The 18,852-nt window shown below is 58.8% G+C and carries 18 protein-coding genes; 7 read left to right on the forward strand and 11 right to left on the reverse strand.

Features of this window, described 5'->3' with window-relative positions; all coding sequences use genetic code 11:
• Nucleotide 1: 1 nt before the first annotated feature.
• The 3 genes from rpsF to QRN60_RS04895 all read right to left on the reverse strand — a co-directional run bounded on the left by rpsF (nucleotide 2) and on the right by QRN60_RS04895 (nucleotide 2,307).
• Nucleotides 2-463, reverse strand: coding sequence for a 30S ribosomal protein S6 (gene rpsF, locus QRN60_RS04885; protein ID WP_129564853.1), 462 nt, complete (start codon nucleotides 461-463; stop codon nucleotides 2-4).
• Between the two features lie 273 nt (nucleotides 464-736).
• On the reverse strand, nucleotides 737-1,249 hold the full coding sequence (locus tag QRN60_RS04890; RefSeq protein ID WP_129564852.1) for a ClbS/DfsB family four-helix bundle protein: 513 nt from the start codon (nucleotides 1,247-1,249) through the stop codon (nucleotides 737-739).
• A gap of 14 nt (nucleotides 1,250-1,263) precedes the next feature.
• Nucleotides 1,264-2,307 carry an aldo/keto reductase gene (locus QRN60_RS04895; RefSeq protein WP_129564851.1) on the reverse strand — a complete coding sequence of 348 codons (1,044 nt, stop codon included), beginning with the start codon at nucleotides 2,305-2,307 and terminating at the stop codon, nucleotides 1,264-1,266.
• A gap of 222 nt (nucleotides 2,308-2,529) precedes the next feature.
• Here QRN60_RS04895 and fabD point away from each other — a divergent pair, with 222 nt between their 5' ends.
• The 7 genes from fabD (at nucleotide 2,530) to gmk (ending at nucleotide 9,580) form a co-directional block, all read left to right on the forward strand.
• On the forward strand, nucleotides 2,530-3,474 hold the full coding sequence (gene fabD, locus QRN60_RS04900; protein WP_003502070.1) for an ACP S-malonyltransferase: 945 nt from the start codon (nucleotides 2,530-2,532) through the stop codon (nucleotides 3,472-3,474).
• Between the two features lie 98 nt (nucleotides 3,475-3,572).
• Complete coding sequence (gene fabG, locus QRN60_RS04905) at nucleotides 3,573-4,310, forward strand: 3-oxoacyl-[acyl-carrier-protein] reductase (protein ID WP_003502072.1); 738 nt, start codon at nucleotides 3,573-3,575, stop codon at nucleotides 4,308-4,310.
• Between the two features lie 350 nt (nucleotides 4,311-4,660).
• On the forward strand, nucleotides 4,661-4,897 hold the full coding sequence (locus QRN60_RS04910) for an acyl carrier protein (RefSeq protein WP_003502080.1): 237 nt from the start codon (nucleotides 4,661-4,663) through the stop codon (nucleotides 4,895-4,897).
• 247 nt (nucleotides 4,898-5,144) lie between these two features.
• Nucleotides 5,145-6,407 carry a beta-ketoacyl-ACP synthase II gene (gene fabF / locus QRN60_RS04915; protein WP_003502082.1) on the forward strand — a complete coding sequence of 421 codons (1,263 nt, stop codon included), beginning with the start codon at nucleotides 5,145-5,147 and terminating at the stop codon, nucleotides 6,405-6,407.
• 329 nt (nucleotides 6,408-6,736) lie between these two features.
• Nucleotides 6,737-7,957 (forward strand): endolytic transglycosylase MltG, encoded by a 1,221-nt coding sequence (gene mltG / locus QRN60_RS04920; protein WP_003502086.1) that lies wholly within the window; start codon nucleotides 6,737-6,739, stop codon nucleotides 7,955-7,957.
• A 67-nt stretch (nucleotides 7,958-8,024) separates the two neighbouring features.
• A complete protein-coding gene (locus tag QRN60_RS04925) occupies nucleotides 8,025-8,912 on the forward strand; it encodes a YicC/YloC family endoribonuclease (RefSeq protein WP_020810362.1) in 888 nt (295 codons plus the stop codon).
• Between the two features lie 5 nt (nucleotides 8,913-8,917).
• The gene (gmk, locus tag QRN60_RS04930; RefSeq protein WP_003502089.1) at nucleotides 8,918-9,580 is read left to right on the forward strand and encodes a guanylate kinase; all 663 of its coding nucleotides are present in this window, start codon (nucleotides 8,918-8,920) and stop codon (nucleotides 9,578-9,580) included.
• 86 nt (nucleotides 9,581-9,666) lie between these two features.
• Here gmk and QRN60_RS04935 read toward each other — a convergent pair whose 3' ends face one another.
• From QRN60_RS04935 to QRN60_RS04970, 8 genes are all read right to left on the reverse strand, one after another.
• On the reverse strand, nucleotides 9,667-10,038 hold the full coding sequence (locus tag QRN60_RS04935) for a hypothetical protein (protein ID WP_111834278.1): 372 nt from the start codon (nucleotides 10,036-10,038) through the stop codon (nucleotides 9,667-9,669).
• Nucleotides 10,039-10,045: 7 nt separating this feature from the next.
• Complete coding sequence (locus tag QRN60_RS04940; RefSeq protein ID WP_236761714.1) at nucleotides 10,046-10,480, reverse strand: hypothetical protein; 435 nt, start codon at nucleotides 10,478-10,480, stop codon at nucleotides 10,046-10,048.
• Between the two features lie 351 nt (nucleotides 10,481-10,831).
• Nucleotides 10,832-11,662, reverse strand: a complete 831-nt coding sequence (gene rsmA, locus QRN60_RS04945) for a 16S rRNA (adenine(1518)-N(6)/adenine(1519)-N(6))-dimethyltransferase RsmA (RefSeq protein WP_003502092.1) — start codon at nucleotides 11,660-11,662, stop codon at nucleotides 10,832-10,834.
• A complete protein-coding gene (pdxA, locus tag QRN60_RS04950) occupies nucleotides 11,662-12,684 on the reverse strand; it encodes a 4-hydroxythreonine-4-phosphate dehydrogenase PdxA (RefSeq protein WP_111781035.1) in 1,023 nt (340 codons plus the stop codon). Before pdxA ends, rsmA begins: the two co-directional genes overlap by 1 nt.
• 26 nt (nucleotides 12,685-12,710) lie before the next feature.
• On the reverse strand, nucleotides 12,711-13,658 hold the full coding sequence (locus QRN60_RS04955) for a SurA N-terminal domain-containing protein (RefSeq protein WP_003502094.1): 948 nt from the start codon (nucleotides 13,656-13,658) through the stop codon (nucleotides 12,711-12,713).
• A gap of 297 nt (nucleotides 13,659-13,955) precedes the next feature.
• Nucleotides 13,956-16,337, reverse strand: coding sequence for an LPS-assembly protein LptD (locus QRN60_RS04960; RefSeq protein WP_003502095.1), 2,382 nt, complete (start codon nucleotides 16,335-16,337; stop codon nucleotides 13,956-13,958).
• Complete coding sequence (gene lptG, locus QRN60_RS04965; protein ID WP_111792517.1) at nucleotides 16,338-17,426, reverse strand: LPS export ABC transporter permease LptG; 1,089 nt, start codon at nucleotides 17,424-17,426, stop codon at nucleotides 16,338-16,340. It abuts the gene before it with no gap.
• Nucleotides 17,423-18,592, reverse strand: a complete 1,170-nt coding sequence (locus QRN60_RS04970) for an LptF/LptG family permease (protein WP_003502098.1) — start codon at nucleotides 18,590-18,592, stop codon at nucleotides 17,423-17,425. Before QRN60_RS04970 ends, lptG begins: the two co-directional genes overlap by 4 nt.
• Nucleotides 18,593-18,852: the final 260 nt, after the last annotated feature.

Raw genomic sequence — 18,852 nt, forward strand, 5'->3', positions numbered from 1 at the left:
CTTATGCACGGTCTTCGCGCGGACGGCGCGGACGGTCTTCGCGGTCGCCGAAGCCACCTTCGCGCGGTGCGCGGGGACCACGATCTTCACGCAGGCCACGGTCCGGACGGTCGCCGTCACGGCGCGGACGGTCGTCGCGATCGCGCTTCTGCATCATCGCAGACGGGCCTTCTTCGTGGGCTTCGACGGCGATGGTCATGTAGCGAAGAACGTCTTCGTTGATGCGCATCTGGCGCTCGACTTCATGGATGGCGGCCGCCGGAGCGTCGATGTCCATGAGAGCGTAGTGAGCCTTGCGGTTCTTCTTGATGCGGTAGGTGAGGGACTTCAGACCCCAGTTCTCGACGCGTCCGACTTTACCGCCGAACGATTCGATAACGCCCTTGTACTGCTCGACAAGTGCGTCGACCTGCTGGGCAGAAATATCCTGCCGGGCAAGGAAGATGTGTTCGTAAAGAGCCATTTAAGCTTTGCCTTTCTTGCGTTTCGTCCTTCACCCGGCAACGGCGCTAAGCCTCAACGACTGCTCCTGACAAGGCGTGAAGGCCTTAAAGCAAGAAAAGCGTTGTTCGAGACGGTCGAGAGCGGAGACACGGGAGGCCGGAAAAACCTTATGGTTCCTGCTGTTCCGTTACCGGAACCAGCCCTCCGTTCAGCCACCAGCCAATTGGACCGGGTGTTGTGAACAGCGCGCTTATACGGATTTTTCCGCAGAAAACAACCCCGCACCGCAAAATCAGGCTATTCCTCTGGCTTTCTTCCATTTTCGCAGCCGTCCGCGGGCGTTAACGTAGGGCAAGGACGTGTTGAACTGGATCATACGGCCAAGTGACCATTTGCCGTACCAGCCGGGGGCGTAAAGCTGATGCGGATCATATGCGTTGATGGCGTCGATGATCCGTCTTTTCACACTGTCCAGTCGCTCCTGCCGTTCGGCGAAAGACAGGGAGACGTAGTCGCCGTAGAATTTCTGCGCCAAGGCTCCCAGCGCATTCCACTTATAGCCTGTTTCGGGAAAATCCGGTTCACGACCTTCGGCGCGAAGCGATATCCACTTCAGCACCAGCTCTCCCCAGCCAATCAGATAGGCGACGAGGTCGTTGACGCTCATCAGCGTACCGGCTGCATGGCCGTCCATGTCCCTCGTCCCGGCAAGGTCCACCGGGACTGTTTCCAATTCGCGCATCAGCTTTTCAAAACTGCTTTCGATTGCAGTTCGCAGTTCCGTTGCGCTTTCGGGGACGGCCATGGCAACCAGCTACCTTAGATCGCCATCGGATATTGCCGATGGATCGCGGCAATACCCGTCAGCACCTCTTCCGACAGCGTCACATCCGCCGCCGCGATATCCACCTTCAACTGCTCCATCGTCGTTGCGCCGATGATGGCCGAGGCCATGAAGGGGCGTGTCAGGCAGAAGGCGATGGCGAGTTGGGCCGGATCGATCCCATGCTCGGCGGCAAGCTTTAGATAGGCCTTGACCGGCGCTTCCTGCAGCGGCTGCAACCGGCCGCCGAGATCCTTGTTGATGGAGGCGCGTGATCCCGCCGGGCGCGCGCCGTTCTGGTATTTGCCGGTCAGCAGACCCGCCGCAAGCGGCGAATAGGCGAGCAGGCCGACATCTTCGTGATGGGCGACTTCCGCCATGTCGAGATCGAAGCTGCGGTACAGCAGGTTATATTCGTTCTGAATGGTGGCGACGCGCGGCAGGCCGTTCGCTTCCGCGATATCGATATATTTCTGCGTGCCCCAGGCGCTTTCGTTGGAGAGGCCAATGGCGCGGATCTTGCCGGCCTTCACCAGTTCTCCGAGCGTCTCCAGCTTTTCGGTGATTTCGGCAAGCGTACGCTGCTTGTCCTGAGCGGAGGCGTCGAAGCCCCAGGCGCCACGGAAATGGTAGGTGCCGCGATTCGGCCAGTGAACCTGGTAGAGGTCGATGTAGTCGGTCTTCAGCCGCTTGAGGCTGGTATCCACCGCCTCGCGGATGGCGGCGGCGTCGATATCGCGGCCGCCGCGAATATAATCGCGCCCGGAGCCGGCGACCTTGGTGGCGAGCACGACCTGATCGCGCCTGCCGGTCTTTTCGAACCAGCTGCCGATATACTCCTCGGTCCGGCCCTGTGTTTCGGCGGAAACGGGGGTGGTCGGATAAAGCTCGGCCGTATCGAAGAAATTGACGCCGTTTTCGATGGCGTAGTCCATCTGCTGATGGGCTTCTGCTTCGGTGTTCTGCGTGCCCCACGTCATGGTGCCGAGGCAGATTTCGGACACGGAGATGCCCGTGCGTCCCAGTAGATTCTGTTTCATGGAGAGGTCCCGGTGCTTTGACGAGTTTTGGAAGGTGGGGTGAAAGTAATGGGGATTTGCCGCAGTGCAAGAAAAAATATGATGAAAAGAAAGGGGAAAACAGGTCGGCAAAACCCCTGACAAAGGCCTGCCATAGGGCTTCAAGCCTTGACTTCGCTGGCGGGAATGTGAATGGAAGTCCGAAAGAATAAAGGCAAGGCCAGACAAGAAGGACGACATCCCATGGGTATTGCATTCACATTTCCCGGTCAGGGAAGCCAGGCCGTCGGCATGGGCAAGGAGCTGGCGGATACCTATCCGGAAGCGCGCGCCGTGTTTCAGGAGGTCGACGAGGCGCTCGACCAGAAGCTTTCCGATATCATGTGGAACGGCCCGGAAGAGACGCTGACGCTGACGGCCAATGCCCAGCCGGCGCTGATGGCCGTGTCCATGGCGGTCATGCGGGTTCTCGAAGCGCGCGGCTTCAAGCTGTCCGATACGGTTTCTTATGTAGCCGGCCATTCGCTCGGCGAATATTCGGCGCTCTGTGCCGCCGGCACCTTCTCGGTTGCCGATACCGCCCGTCTTCTGCGTATCCGCGGCAATGCCATGCAGGCCGCCGTGCCGGTCGGCGAGGGCGCGATGGCTGCGATCATCGGGCTGGAGCATGATGCGGTGTCCGCAATCTGCGAGGAAGCCGGCATCCTCGGTGTCTGCCAAATCGCTAATGACAATGGCGGTGGCCAGCTGGTTATTTCCGGCGGCAAGGCTGCCGTTGAAAAGGCGGCGGCGATCGCTTCCGAAAAGGGCGCCAAGCGCGCCATCATGCTGCCGGTCTCGGCACCCTTCCACTCCGCACTGATGGCGCCGGCGGCGGAAGCCATGCGCGAGGCGCTGGCCAAGGTCGAAAAACACAACCCGGTCGTGCCCGTTGTCGCCAATGTGCGCGCCACACCCGTTTCCGATGCCAATGAGATCGCCGCTTTGCTGGTCGAGCAGGTAACGGGCCAGGTGCGCTGGCGCGAGACGGTTGAGTGGTTCGCCGCCAACAATGTGACGCAGCTTTACGAGATCGGTTCCGGCAAGGTGCTGACGGGCCTTGCCCGCCGCATCGACAAGACGGTGAACGGCGTTGCCGTCAACGGCGCTGCCGATATCGACCAGCTTCTCGCCACTCTTATCGGCTGAGACGGGCTTCGCCCCGTAACGGCCTTTTGTTTTACGATAATTCCCGATGCAATTCCGTTAAAAGGCTTTGCGGAGTTGCTCTAAAGAAGGAACGGAACATGTTAGATCTGACAGGCCGCAAGGCTCTCGTAACCGGCGCGACCGGCGGCATCGGCGAAGAAATCGCCCGCCTTCTCCACAGCCAGGGCGCAACCGTCGGCCTGCACGGCACCCGCGTTGAAAAGCTTGAAGCGCTGGCGGCGGAACTTGGCGACCGCGTCAAGATTTTCCCGGCTAACCTTGCCGACCGAGCCGAGGTAAAGGCGCTCGGCGAAAAGGCCGAAGCCGAGCTGGAGGGCGTGGATATCCTCGTCAACAATGCCGGCATCACCAAGGACGGCCTCTTCGTGCGCATGAGCGACGAGGACTGGGATAACGTCATCGAAGTGAACCTGACGGCGATGTTCCGCCTGACGCGCGAGCTGACACATCCGATGATGCGCCGCCGTTTCGGCCGCATCATCAACATCACCTCCATCGTCGGCGTCACCGGCAATCCTGGTCAAGCCAACTACTGCGCCTCCAAGGCCGGCATGATCGGTTTTTCGAAGTCGCTGGCGCAGGAAATCGCCACCCGCAACGTCACCGTCAACTGCGTGGCGCCCGGCTTCATCGAAAGCGCCATGACCGGCAAGCTGAACGACAAGCAGAAAGACGCCATCATGGGCGCCATTCCGATGAAGCGCATGGGAACCGGTGCGGAAGTCGCGTCGGCCGTTCTTTACCTGGCTTCCAATGAGGCAGGTTACATGACTGGCCAGACCCTGCACGTCAATGGCGGCATGGCGATGATCTGACGGCGCATGAGGCCGTCATGAAAAGGATTGCGGCGCTGTTTAAGCACCTTCTTGGGTAGCTGGCGCCGCAAGGCCCCGCCGACTGGTTTTCGGCGAAATAGCCTGTCATACGCTGTGCTTAGCGCGTTTTCAGGCTTTTCGACCGATTGAAACCATGTTAAGCGGGCCAAGACTGTGAACAGTCGTCCCGGAGAGACAGGAAGCCGTTGCGATTTTGCGTGACGATGTCTAGCTTGGACCGGGTTGAACGGGTTTGCCAGCAGTGCCGGATTTGAACGGCGCATGAGGGCTTCTAACAGGGCAGGGTGCCGTAAGGCATTCCCTTCAAAATAAAGGTCGAGGAAACCGACATGAGCGATATCGCAGAACGCGTAAAGAAAATTGTAATTGATCATCTTGGCGTTGACGCCGACAAGGTTGTTGAAGGCGCTAGCTTCATTGACGATCTGGGCGCTGATTCGCTCGATACCGTTGAACTGGTCATGGCTTTCGAAGAAGAATTCGGCGTCGAAATTCCCGACGACGCAGCTGACTCGATCCTGACTGTCGGCGACGCCGTAAAGTTCATCGAGAAGGCCCAGGCCTGATCGACCTTCATGGGGGAGGTGCAATATCCTCCCGTCCTTGGCCCGGCTCGTCCGGGCCAATGTTTTATAGGCAGGACGGTACATGCCCCAGGCGGCGCGTGTTCCGGGTGATGCATGAGGTCACGGGCCGGAAACGGCGCCCGCAGCCATCATGCTGACATTTGAAATACTGCAACATCGAATGAACATCCCTGATGTCCGGCGTTGCATGAAGACCGATGATTTGGATAAGGGCGGAGCGTTGGCGATGAGGCGTGTCGTTATCACCGGTACCGGCATGGTATCTCCTCTTGGATGTGGGACGGAAGTGACCTGGGAACGGCTTTTGGCCGGCCATAACGGCGCCCGTCTCGTGACTGAATTCGAAGTCGAAGACCTTCCGGCAAAGATCGCCTGCCGTATTCCCGTAGGCGATGGTTCCAACGGCACCTTCAATGCCGATGACTGGATGGAACCCAAGGAACAGCGCAAGATCGATCCTTTCATCCTGTACGGCATGGCTGCCGCCGACATGGCGCTTGCCGACGCGGACTGGCACCCGGAAACGGACGAGGACCAGATCGCCACCGGCGTTATGATCGGCTCTGGCATCGGCGGCCTGGAAGGTATTGTCGAGGCGGGCTATACCCTGCGCGACAAGGGCCCGCGGCGCATTTCTCCCTTCTTCATTCCCGGCCGTCTGATCAACCTCGTATCCGGCCAGGTTTCCATCCGCCACAAGCTGCGCGGACCGAACCATGCGGTGGTGACGGCCTGCTCGACCGGTGCGCACGCCATTGGCGATGCCGCCCGTCTGATCGCACTCGGCGATGCCGACGTCATGGTCGCCGGTGGCGCTGAATCGCCGGTCTGCCGCATCGCGCTTGCCGGCTTCGCCGCCTGCAAGGCGCTTTCAACCCAGCATAATGACGATCCGCAGAAGGCCTCGCGCCCCTATGACCGTGACCGCGACGGTTTCGTCATGGGTGAAGGTGCAGGCATCGTCGTTCTGGAAGAGCTGGAACACGCCAAGGCGCGCGGTGCGAAGATTTACGCCGAAGTCGTTGGTTACGGCCTTTCCGGTGATGCCTATCACATCACCGCTCCGTCCGAGGATGGTGAAGGCGCCTATCGCTGCATGTCGATGGCGCTGAAGCGCGCCGGCCTGACGCCTGATGATATCGATTACATCAACGCCCATGGTACTTCCACCATGGCGGATACGATCGAGCTTGGTGCGGTCGAGCGGCTCGTCGGCGAATCGGCCGCGAAGATTTCGATGTCTTCCACCAAGTCGGCCACCGGCCATCTTCTTGGTGCGGCGGGCGCTATCGAGGCGATCTTCGCCACGCTTGCGATCCGCGACAACATCGTTCCGCCGACGCTGAACCTCGACAATCCCGATGTGGAGACGAAGATCGACCTGGTGCCGCACAAGGCGCGCAAGCGGCAGGTCAACGTGGCGCTTTCGAACTCCTTCGGTTTCGGCGGTACCAACGCCTCCCTCGTGCTGCGTCGTTACGAAGCATAATCCCCGGCGGCGGCTCTGCCGCCGCGCTGGCGCTCTCCCACCGGGTGCTGACAAAGGCCGTTCTTTCCTTTGAAGAACGCATTGCGGCTTGCGAAAGTCATTCCGGTTTTCGCGCCGATATTGTAGTCGTTTATGAAGCGTTTGCCGGTTCGGGGTGATTTCCGGTCGCAGGCTGCTTCCTCCATCGGCTTTGTCCGAAACGATGTTCGTGAAGCGGAAAGATATGCTTCACGATATCTCCATGTGGTGCAGGAAGACATTCCGAACCTGTTTTTGCCGCATTACCTGCGCAAAAAGCGCTGACAACGCCGAACTGAAAAGGACCGACGGTGAGCGACACGAACCAGAACAGCCAGGGACCATACGGACAGAACGGCGCGGGCGAAGGCAATCGCGGCCCGATCATTCCGAAATCCCCGACGGAAGCCTTGCGGCCGGAAAAAGTACCGGCGCCGCCCAAGCGCTCCCGCAAGGCCCATGGCCAGCTTGTAATCTTTCTGAATTTTCTGATGACGCTTGCAGTCGCGGTCTGCGTGCTGGCCATTGCCGCTTTCTATTACATGATCAATGCGTTCCAGGAGCCCGGTCCGCTTCAGACGAACACCCATTTCACGGTGCGCAATGGTGCCGGCATCATCGAGATCGCCAATAATCTCGAGCGCAACGACGTCGTCTCCAACGCCCGCGTCTTCCGCCTGATGACCGGCAGCTACCTGCAGAAGGACCAGACGCTGAAGGCTGGCGAATACGAGATCAAGGCCGGCGCCTCGATGAAGGACATCATGATGTTGCTGGAGTCCGGCAAGTCGATCCTTTATTCCGTGTCGCTGCCGGAAGGCCTGACCGTGAAGCAGATGTTCGCGCGCCTTGGAGCAGACGAAGTGCTGGACGGCGAATTGCCCTCGGCCCTGCCGCCGGAAGGCAGCCTGCGCCCCGATACCTATCGCTTTACCCGCGGCACCAAGCGCGAAGAAATCATCAACCAGATGAGTGCGGCGCAGGACAAGCTGATCGACATGATCTGGGAGCGGCGCGATCCTGACCTGCCGATCAAGACCATCGAGGAATTTGTCACGCTTGCCTCGATCGTCGAGAAGGAAACCGGCAAGGATGACGAGCGCGCCCATGTTGCTTCCGTTTTCTACAACCGTCTGAAGAAGGGCATGCGCCTGCAATCCGACCCGACGATCATCTACGGTCTGTTCGGTGGCGATGGCAAACCGTCCGATCGCCCGATTTACCAGTCTGACCTGCAGAAGCAGACGCCGTTCAACACCTATGTCATCAAGGGCCTGCCGCCGTCTCCTATCGCCAATCCGGGCCGGGCGGCGCTTGAGGCCGTTGCCAATCCCTGGCGCACGGATGACCTTTATTTCGTTGCCGATGGCACCGGCGGCCACGTCTTTGCCAAGACGCTGGAAGAGCACAACGCCAATGTGCGCCGCTGGCGCAAGATCGAGGCTGAGAAGGCTGCTTCCGGCGCCAATCCCGATGTTGTCGTGGATGGTCAGCCGGGTGGGGCCGAGGCGGAAAAACCCGCCAACAACTGATAATCTCGACCGGGCCCTGTGATCCACAGGGCCCGGTTTTGTACGGCATGACGGGGGGCTTCCAGATATGACATTGCAATCGATGACCGGCTTTGCGCGCAGCGAAGGAACCTCCGGCCGTTACCGCTGGGCGTGGGAATTGCGGTCCGTGAACGGCAAGGGGCTCGATGTACGCCTGCGTCTGCCGACCGGTCTTGAAGCGCTGGAAACCGCCTTGCGGGAAATCGCGGGCGAGCATCTTTCCCGCGGCAATATTCAGGCTGGGCTTACGCTCGCCATTGCGGAAAACCGGCTTGAGGCCGTGATCAACCGCGATGCGCTCGCTGCGGTTCTGGCACTTAAGAAGGAGCTTGGTGATGTCGTTGAAGACAAGCCGCTGAGCTTCGATACGTTGCTTACACTGCGGGGTCTCGTCGATTTTCGCGAGGCGGAAGACGATGCTGAAGCGCAGGCCACACGTAATAGCGATGTGCTGGCCGGTTTTGCGGTTGCCGTCGAGAAGCTGAAGGACATGCGCGAGCGGGAAGGGGCGTCGCTGTTCGCCATCCTGTCCGGCCATATCAACCGCATAGAGCAGCTTGTGGACATCATCGAGAATGATCCGTCCCGTCAGCCGGAACAGATCGCGGCAAGACTTGCCCAGCAGATATCGCTTATCGGCGATGGCCTGCACGGGCTCGACCGCGACCGCCTGCATGCCGAGGCGGCGCTGATTGCCACCAAGGCGGATTTGCGCGAAGAGATCGACCGGTTGCACGCCCATGTTCAGGCTTCCCGGGAACTGCTGACCAATGGCGGCCCTGTGGGCCGCAAGCTCGATTTTCTTGCACAGGAATTTAACCGCGAGTCGAATACAATCTGTTCCAAATCGAATGCGAGTGCGGTAACCGCAGCAGGCATAGAGCTGAAAGTGGTGATCGACCAGTTTCGCGAACAGGTCCAAAATCTGGAGTAGACCCCATGGTCCCGGTGAATAATTCTCCCGTCACGATTGCCCGCCGAGGGCTGATGCTGGTGATTTCTTCGCCATCAGGCGCGGGCAAATCCACGATTGCCCGCAACCTGCTCGACAAGGACAAGAATATCGGCCTGTCCGTCAGCGTTACGACGCGCCCGCGCCGCCAGAGCGAGATTGACGGTATCCACTACCATTTCATTTCCAAGCGCGATTTCGAGCGTCTGCGGGACAGCGATGCGCTGCTGGAATGGGCGGAAGTTCACGGCAATTTCTACGGCACGCCGCGCGGGCCGGTGGAAGATGCCATGGCCGCCGGTCGCGATATGCTGTTCGATATCGACTGGCAGGGCGCCGAGCAGCTGCAGGACAAGATGAAAGCCGACGTCGTTTCGATCTTCATCCTGCCGCCGACCATGACCGAACTTCAATCGCGCCTGCATCGCCGCGCCGAAGACACCGAAGAGGTCATCAAGACCCGGCTCCTCAATTCCCGTGCCGAAATCGAGCACTGGCGCGATTATGACTATGTCATCCTCAATGACGACCTGCAGGCCGCCTTCGAGGCTGTCGAAGCAATCGTGAAGGCCGAACGCGTCCGCCGTGACCGCCGCCACGGCATGTTCGATTTCGTGCGGGCGCTGCTTGAGGAAGAACCGAAGCTTTAAGCGCTTCCGGTAAGCTAACTCATCCGCCGGGATGGGAAGAACCCATCGCCCGGGCAGTATGGGATAATTTGTTAGGCCTGTTCCAGTTAGCTGCGCCCAAAAGCAAGATCGAAGCCCGTCAGGTTTCTGATTGCAGCACCGATCACACCAAAAACCGCGTTCAGAACTGTCTGGACGGTGTCGTAAACGAGGAACTCAGAATAAAGCAGCACGCTGCTGAGGGCCAGTTCCTGTGTGTGCATGGCCATATCCGCGTGCTCTCTGGAAATCGTACCGCTCTTGAGGCCTGCCTGCGTTAGCCATGCCTTTTGCGCAATCGACTTAATATGAACGGCAATTTCATTTTTGACTTCATTGAAGTGCGAAATGAGAACCGCTGAAACCTGCTGCAGAATGCCCTTATAGAGTTCCGACGCATCTTTCGGTTCAAATTTATCCAGATCTAGTGACTTTGCCATGTGAACCTCACTTCAACCGGGCTTCAAACAACTTCGGAACGCTACAGGCTTCCTTCGTGGCGAATGTGGACGCGGTCTCAACGTTAAAGGGTGCTTTTCGATGAGCAGCCAACTGTGTCATCAGCGCTTCCTGGCAGATCAGCAGTGCTTTGTGAATAATCTGGGCGGGTCTACCGGAAACGTGGTTTCGAAGGTAAGTTGCGCGGCCTTCGGCAATATAAATTGCCGAACGTACATTTGATACTGCGTCGACGTATATGCCTTCGACCTTGGAGAACGGTGTTTTATCTTCGTAAACAGCAGATACTGCGGCATCAATCTTATCGATATCGTTGTTTAGCGCCTCAATGTGCTTCATCAGCGCTTCATCGAAAGTAGGTGTCACGCTAACACATGAGGAAAGCGTGAATAGCGAGATGGCCAAAACATAACTTATCTTCACGCGATCCCCCTGATATTTGAAACTGTGAAGTGGAAAATGTACAATAGGAATGGATATATAATTTACAGTTGTGTGTTTGGAGTCAAGCACCGGTTGTGATCGGGCTTGGTGATTGTGGTCTGGATCATGTCATTCAAGGTGAAAAGCGGAAAATTTCCCAAATAGGCAGCGCTTTTCATAAGGTTTCTTCCGAATCAGCCACGTTAGCAGAGGTGGCCGTGCCACCGGTTTCCCGTGGCGCGTGATCGTCGAAAATTCATCATCGGAAATTTATAGGTTGCGCCACAGATCAAGTTCTGTCGCGGACCTGAAGGGAACCCGTGTCGTCAAGCTTTCGTGTCTGGTCCAGCCTTAGAGGCAGTTCGCCAACGTCACGAATTCATCCACCGACAGCGTTTCCGCTCGTCGTGTGGGATCGATGCCCGCTTTTTCCAGCAGGGTTTCACCGCCAAGGCTTTTCACGCTCTGACGCAGCATCTTGCGGCGCTGGCCGAAGGCGGCTTCCGTGACCTTTTCAAGCTTGGCAACATCGCAGGGCAATGGCTTGTCCTTCGGCAGCAGGTGCACGACGGTGGAGGTCACTTTTGGCGGCGGGCTGAAGGCCTGTGGCGGGACGTCGAAGGCCATTTCCGCGACCGTGCGCCAGCCGGCGAGAACGCCCAGACGCCCATAATGATTGTCGCCTTCTTCAGCCACGATGCGCTGGCCGACTTCCTTCTGGAACATCAGTGTCATGGAAAGCCAGAAGGGTGGCCATTGTTTCGGCAAAAGCCAGTTGACCAGCAATTGCGTGCCGACATTGTAGGGCAGGTTGGCGATGATGCGCACCGGTTCGCCGACGGGAACCAGAGCCTCGAAATCGGTCTGGAGGGCGTCGCCCTCGATGACCTCGAGCCGTCCGGGATAATGCGCCTCGATTTCCGCCAGCGCCGGCAGGCAGCGGCTGTCGCGTTCGACGGCGATGACCTTTTTCGCCCCGAGCGAGAGAATGGCGCGGGTGAGGCCGCCGGGACCGGGACCGACCTCGATCACCGTTACGCCGTCGAGCGGCCCTGCCGTTCTGGCAATCTTCTGGGTGAGGTTGAGGTCGAACAGGAAGTTCTGACCGAGCGATTTTTTCGCGTCGAGCCCGTGGCGCTGGATGACATCGCGCAGTGGTGGCAGTCCGTCGATGGCCGCCATTAAGCGCCAACCCGGCTGCGGGTGGAAATTTCCGCCGCCATCTTCAGTGCCGCGACAAGGCTCGCTTCATTGGCAATGCCCTGGCCTGCAATGCCGAAGGCAGTGCCATGGTCCGGCGAGGTGCGGATGAAGGGTAGCCCAAGCGTGACATTGACGGAATCGTCAAAGCCGAGCGCCTTGGCGGGGATCAGCGCCTGATCATGATACATGCACACCGCCACGTCATACCGCTTGCGGGCAGCATCGTGGAACATGGTGTCGGCGGGCAGGGGGCCGAAGGCATCGATCCCGTCCTTCCGCAACCGCATGGTCGCCGGGTGAACGATATCGCGATCCTCGGTGCCGAGTGCGCCATCTTCACCCGCATGTGGGTTGAGGCCGGCAACCGCCAGACGCGGCGCCTCGATGCCGAATTTTTGCCGGAGATCGGCATCGATGATCCGGCAGGTCGTGACGATCAGTTCTTCCGTCAGGGCTGCCGGCACGTCTTTCACGGGGATGTGGATCGTCACCGGGACGACACGGACCTTGGGCCCGGCAATCATCATGACAGGCGTCACCTGTTCGCCGGTCTGGCGCAAGGCGAGATCGGCCAGAAACTCCGTATGACCGGGGAAGCCGAAGCCCGCCTCGTAAAGCACCGATTTCGCGATCGGATTGGTGACAACGGCCGCAGCCTTGCCCCCGACCGTCAGGGAAACGGCGGTCTCGATGGCCTTGATCGTGGCATGGGCCGCGCCGACATGCGGCTGGCCGGCCTGCACGTCGAAGCCGACAGGAAGCGGGAGGATGGGGAAAGCGCGTTCGAACAGGCCGACGGCATTCTCCGCATCGCAGGTCTCGATATTGACCGGAATGCCGATCAGCGCTGCACGGCTCGCCACCACATCGGGGTCGCCGATGAAGATGAAGGGCGGCACGCCGCTCTCCCGGCGCTTTGCCCAGGCGGTGATGGCGATGTCGGGGCCGATACCGGCTGGATCTCCCTGTGTCAGGGCAAGCGGCAGGGATGCATATGTCACGGAAAGACCCGGCTCTTGTATCAATATCAGGTGTTGACGATCTGCGCCTTCTTGCGCAGCTCATCCATATATTTCTTTTCGTTCGGGTTTTCGCCGTCCTTGGCCTTCATCAGGTCTTCGGACTTGAACACCATTTCCGCCGCATAGTCGTCGGAAACCTGACGCTGCTTGCAGATGGCCAGATATTCGACGCCCTTTTCGGTCACGCGCGTTCCGGTGGTGCCGCCTTCTTTGGTCTTTTCCACCAAAGCTTTCCAGTCTTCCGGAAGTTCGGGGGCCAGAATGCGGCCGAGGTCCTTGATCGCCACGTCGCGCATGGTCGCGGCGAAGCTCATGGCCTGGTCGCAGCCGGGGTAACGCTTGCGCGAGGCTTCAGCCTCAGCCTTGCGCTTGCCGGTAATGGCATTACGCTTCGATTCCGGGATGACGAAGATGACCTGCTGCAGGAAATATTCCGTGGTGACGGGCTTGTCGCCGCGTTCCTTCAGGCGGGTCACGAGATCCTGCGTCGACATCTTGCCGCGGGCGCCATAACGGGCGTTGACAAGACGTGGCCAGCTCATCTGAATGGCGATGAAGGACTTGAAATGGTCGGCGCCGACACCCGCCTGCGACAGCACCTTCGTCAGTTGCTGCGGGGTCATCTTGTTGTTGCCGGCAAAGCGTGCGAAGGCCGCATCGACATCGTCGGTGCTGACCGACATTTTCACGCGGCCGATTTCCTCGCGCTTCAGCGCCTCATCGACAAGCTGCTCACGCGCTTTTTCATTGAGATTACCGGACTGGCGCTGCAGCTTCAGGAAGGCGACGCGCTTGGCGATATCGTCATTGGTGATGGGTGTCTTGTTGACGACAATCTTGACGGTGCTGTCGGCGAAGGCCTGGCCGGCATAGGGCACAATGGCCATGGGAACGGCGAATATCGCAAAGGCAAAAGCAGCGCCACGCAAAGCCGTCTTTCCGAAATTCATCATATCCTTCTCCCTTTCGTCGGGCAGGGTCCTGTTGCCCTGTCCCGCCAATCTGTTTTGTCTGATGAGGGGATCATCGAACTCTCCCGCTCTTCAGGCCTGCACCTGTGCATCCACACCGCAAATTTGCCACGTATATATCATCGCGATCCGCAAGACGGCAATGTGTCGGTTTGTTGAAAGAAAACCCGATAGGTTCCATGCGCGGCCGACATTGGCGTGTTGTTGCGGCGAAACCGTGGCTTTACTGGCCAAATGGTAAAAAGGCAGGCCACGATGCTGCGTAACCTGCCTCTAAACTCAGTAGTTGTTTGGCTTCCAGCCGATATCCATGTCGTTCCAGTCATCGTTTGCTGAACCGATGCTGATATCGCCGAGCGTCCGGAAGGCCAGACGGGCATTGATCGACCAGTCATTGGCGGCCTGGCGGCTGGAATTGATATTGCCTTCGTCGGAATAGCTGACCGTCAAGATCGTGCATTCATCCTGATAGGCAATGCCGATACGGCGCTCGGCAGCAAATTTTCCGTTCAGATCGTAGTTGATCGAGCCAAACAGCGACCAGTTGTCGTCCATACGCAGTGTGCCGGAGGCCTGAATGATATCGCGGTCTTCGTTATAGCCATATTTCGGCTGCGCCTTGACCTGCGTATAGCTGAGCTTGCCGGTGAGGCGGCGATCCGAATAGCTGATGCCGGTTTCCGACCGGTTGATGTCGAGATCGTCCTTGTCGAGACGCAGGCTCGACGACAGCGAAAGACCGATCGGCGCATCGAAAGCAGCCATGGCGACGTAATCCGAACGGTCGGATTCGAGGCCGGAATTGGCGCCTGCATTGACGAGATCGTAGGAGGCGAAAGAGTTGTCGCCCGCCAGATGGAAGGACTGGCCGGCAATGGCGCGAACGCCGTAGCCGTTGTCGAAGGTACCGTTATAGCGGAAGCCGATATTGGCGCGCGTGCCGCCTTCGATGCGGTCGAAGCCGGAGAATTTGTCGCGTTCGAACAGATTGGTCGCGTCGAATACGAATGCCTGTGCGTCCTCGTTCGGAAGGCGGCCGGCATATTGTTCGTTCGGGCGCACGAAAATCTGCGCAATGGGTTCAATCACATGGCTGCTGTTGAGTGCCGTGAACAGCCAGGGATAACGCACTTCCAGGCCGCCGGTGACCATGCCGCGGAAAGCCGCACCGTCATTCATCATGCCCTCATAGGCATAGGAGGTGCCGCCCGAGGTGAAGGCCGCGGGAGACATATCCGTCCAGAGCGCGTCACCGCGTGCAGCGAGGATCGGCGTGATCTGCAGGCCGCTGTCCATCGTGAAGGTGCGTTTCCACTCGGCTTCGGTGGAAAGGCGCGTATAGTCGCCTTCAAGCCCGCTGAAGCGCGGATAACCGCCAAGCGCGTAGGCATCCTGCTTCAAGCGCGTGATGCTCGTCAGGTTGGTGGTCAGCGAAAGCTCGCCGCCATAGATCGGATCCGGCACGAAATAACGATAGTCGACAACCGGATGGACGATGGCCTGCTTGCGTTCCTTGGATTCGGTATTGTCCGTGTCCTGAACGTTGAAATAATAACCACGGGCTTCGAAGCTGTTACGCTCGCTCGCGCCGGTCAGGTAGATCTGGTTGGTCTGAACGTCGTTTTTATAACCCTTCAGCCCATAGGTGCGCGAAAAGTTATTGTCGGTCTGCACCATGGCATCCCAGCCGAACGCCCAGCGCGGGTTGATCGAGAAATCACCCTTGCTTGCGATCATGCCACGATTGTCGTTGAGCGCATCGCTGGTGCCGGCCGTGAAGGTATCGGACTTCTGCTGGCTGATGCCGGCGATCGTGACCGTATGCATGCCGGTTTCGAAGCGCTGGCGCAGTTCCGCCTGCAGCAGCAGACCCTGCGTCGTGTAATAGGTCGGCGTGACGGTCACGTCCGAGGTGTCGGACAGAACGTGGAAATAGGGGACGCCGATGCCGAAACCGAGATTGTCGGTAATGCTCATCTGCGGGAACAGGAAGCCCGATTTGCGCTTCACTGTATTGTCCGGAACCGTGAGGAACGGCAGATAGGCGATCGAATGGCCGAAAAGCTGCAGACGGGCCTTTTCCAGCCGGATCGTATGGGTCTTGCCGTCCTGAACGACGCGTTCCGCCTTGACCTGCCACAGAGGCGCCTTTTCGGGCCGCTCGGCGCAGGGCAGACACGCGGTGTAGACGCCGTTGTTGAGGACCATCAGGTCGCCTTCGAGACGCTCGGCACTTTCACCCGCGATACGGGTATTGTCCGTGGTCTCGACGCGCAGGGCATTAACGAAGCCCTGACCGAAATCGTCGGTGACGTCCATCTCGTCGGCATAGATCTTGTTGCCGCCCGGCTCGATCAGCTCGATGTTGCCATGGGCAATCACGCGGCCGGTCTGCTGGTTATATTCCACTTGCTGGGCCACCATGCGGTAGCCCGAATATTTCATGCGAACGACGCCCTTCGCGATGACGCGCTGGGAATCGCGATTATAGGTCAGTTCATTTGCTGTAAGCAGGAGTTTCGAATCGTCTTGGCTTGCCGACGCAAGCAAACCATCCTGGCCGAAAGCGACCGGGCTGGATGCCAAATACGCGCACACAGCGGCACCTGTCAGAAGGGCCGTCCAAAGCCGCCTGATATTCCCGCGGTCATATACCGCCACTTAGCCGTCCTCCTGATGAAGCAGAATGGTTGCCCCCAAAGCCAACGCCACGACGACTGGAACCCAGACCGCGACGGTGGGAGGGACAACACCACCACTCCCGAATGCCCTTACGAGCACGGTTACTACATAAAGCACGAAGCCGGAAACGATTCCACCCAGAATCACGGAGCGCGACTGGGCGAAGCGGCTGAACTTTAATGAAACGGTCGCGGCGATCAAGGTCATCGCAACCAGAAGCAGGGGCGTCGATAGCAGGAAATGATACTGCGTCTCAAGCGCCTTTGAAGATAGTCCAAAGGACTTTGCAACTTCGATCTTGTGAGAAAGGTCAAAGAAAGCAACGGTTTCCGTCTGCGTCATGCGCTCCTGGACAAATTCCCGTCTCAGATTGGTACTGATCCGCGTGCTCTCTTGCCGAACTGGCACATGTCCTGCACGTGTTTCCGAAACGCCGTTAAGAAGCCAGTAACCATCTTCCAATTTAGCCGACTTCGCATCCTGCCGCGAGACGATGTTTCCGTCCTTGTCGAGGTGGATCAGAACCACATCGAGAAGCATCGTTCCGTTGTCCTCGAAGCTCTTGGCGCCGATGATCGTATCCTGGCCACCACTTGTCTGGCGCATCCACGGAATGATCTCCTGCTGACGGCCGCCGCCTGCCTCATTGCGCAGACCGGCTTCCATCGCCAGCGACTTGTTCTGGCCCCATGCCGCGATGGGGTTCAGAATGATGACGGACAGGATGCCGATGAAAACCGCGCCGAGCACGAAGGGAAGGATGAATTGCCAGGCGGAAATGCCGGCAGCGCGCGTCACCACCAGCTCGTAGCGCCGGTTGAGCGAGATCAGCGTCGTCATGCCGACGAAGAGGGCGATGAAGGGAATGGTCTGCTGCAGGATCAGCGGCAGGCGAAGCGCCGTCAGGCCAAGGGCGGCCGGAACGGAATAGCCGGGCAGGCCGGACATGCGTCGTGCCGTCTCGCTGAAATCGGCAAGGTAAATGATCGAGGATACGCCGAGCACGAACCAGATGGCGGTGATCAGATATCGTTTCAGGAAATACCGGGAGAGCGTGTTGAAAATCATGCGTTGCCGCTCCCAGAGCTTTTCGCCATCCGGCTGGAGAAGAGACGGCGCAGACGACCCATCGCATCGGCGATGACTTTCGGCATTTTCGGCTTGCGGCCGGTCAGCAGAATGAAGGCGGCAGCGGCACCGCTAAGGCCCGGCACGGCATAGACCAGCGGAATGAAGGCCGCGCTCTGCTTGATCTGATTGGTGACATAAAAACCAAGCCACCGCAGTATGAAGGCCGTCACCAGTGCGGCGACCATCGGATGCATGCGGGCCTCGCGGTGCGAACGGGCGTCAGCGGCGATGACCAGTGAAATCAGCGCGAAGGAGAAGGCAAACATCCAGTCCGACAGGCGCTTGTGCAACTCGCTGCGGAAATTCTCCGGCGAGCGCTTGTAGCTTGCATTGTTCTCGTCAGGCGAGAGAAGGAAACCGAGGCTGGCGTCTCCGGGAGAAAGCGACGGCTCCGAATCCTGCTTTTCCGACATGGTCGAAAGATCGAAGGCATAGGACAGGAACTTGACGATCGAGACCTTGCCGTCGGGCGTCTTCTGCTGCACTTCGCCGTCGCGCATGGTCAGCGAGGTGCCGCTTTCGTCGATCATGCCTTCCTTGGCATAATAGATGAGGTCGAAATTCGGATCGCGGCGGTCGGCGACGAACAGGCCCTTGAGAATACGGCCCTGCCGCTGCGCAATCTGCACATAGAGACCATCCTGAATGGTGCGGAAGGTCTTTTCCTCGATCACCGAAGACAGAAGGTCGGCATAGGCGGCGGCCACCATCTGCCGGGCGGAGCTGCGGGCCGGCGGCTCGATGAAATTGGTGATGGTGAAGGAAAGGGCGCTCAGAACGGCGGCCAGAATGAGAACCGGGCGATACATCACCGAACGCGGCGATCCAGCCGCATCGATAATGGCAAGCTCGGAATCATTGTTCATCGTCGTGAAGATCTGGGTGATGCCGATGACAAGCGCGAAAGGCAGCACGACGGGAATGAGCGTCGGCAGGATCATCGTCGCGAGCGCCATGAAGGAACCCATCGACTGGCCCGTATCGGTCACGAGATTGATTCTCTGGAGAACCTGGATGGTCCAGATGATGGCCAGCACCGGCAGCAGCGCGACCAGAAACATCTGCGTTGTCCGCCGCAGGATATAGTTCTCAAGAAGCTTCATACGGCCCTGTTCGACATTGTTTTTCGTGCGATCGCTCGCCGAATTTCCGCTTATCTAATCGTATCGTTTGCAATTGGCTATTCCGGCATGCTCACAAATATGTTTTGCGCGACGATTTTTCCGTCGCCTGTGTCTTTTTGTGGAACAAGCTGTCGGTTTCATGACGTGATTTCGCATTCCACAAAAATGCCTTTCCTTTAACGACTGTAGGCCTTTAAAGAATGCGGGGTTGCGCCCCCGGCCGAAAAGGCCATGATCAT

Origin of the sequence: Agrobacterium sp. CFBP2214, assembly GCF_030209895.1 — a bacterium.
GTDB lineage: Bacteria > Pseudomonadota > Alphaproteobacteria > Rhizobiales > Rhizobiaceae > Agrobacterium > Agrobacterium radiobacter.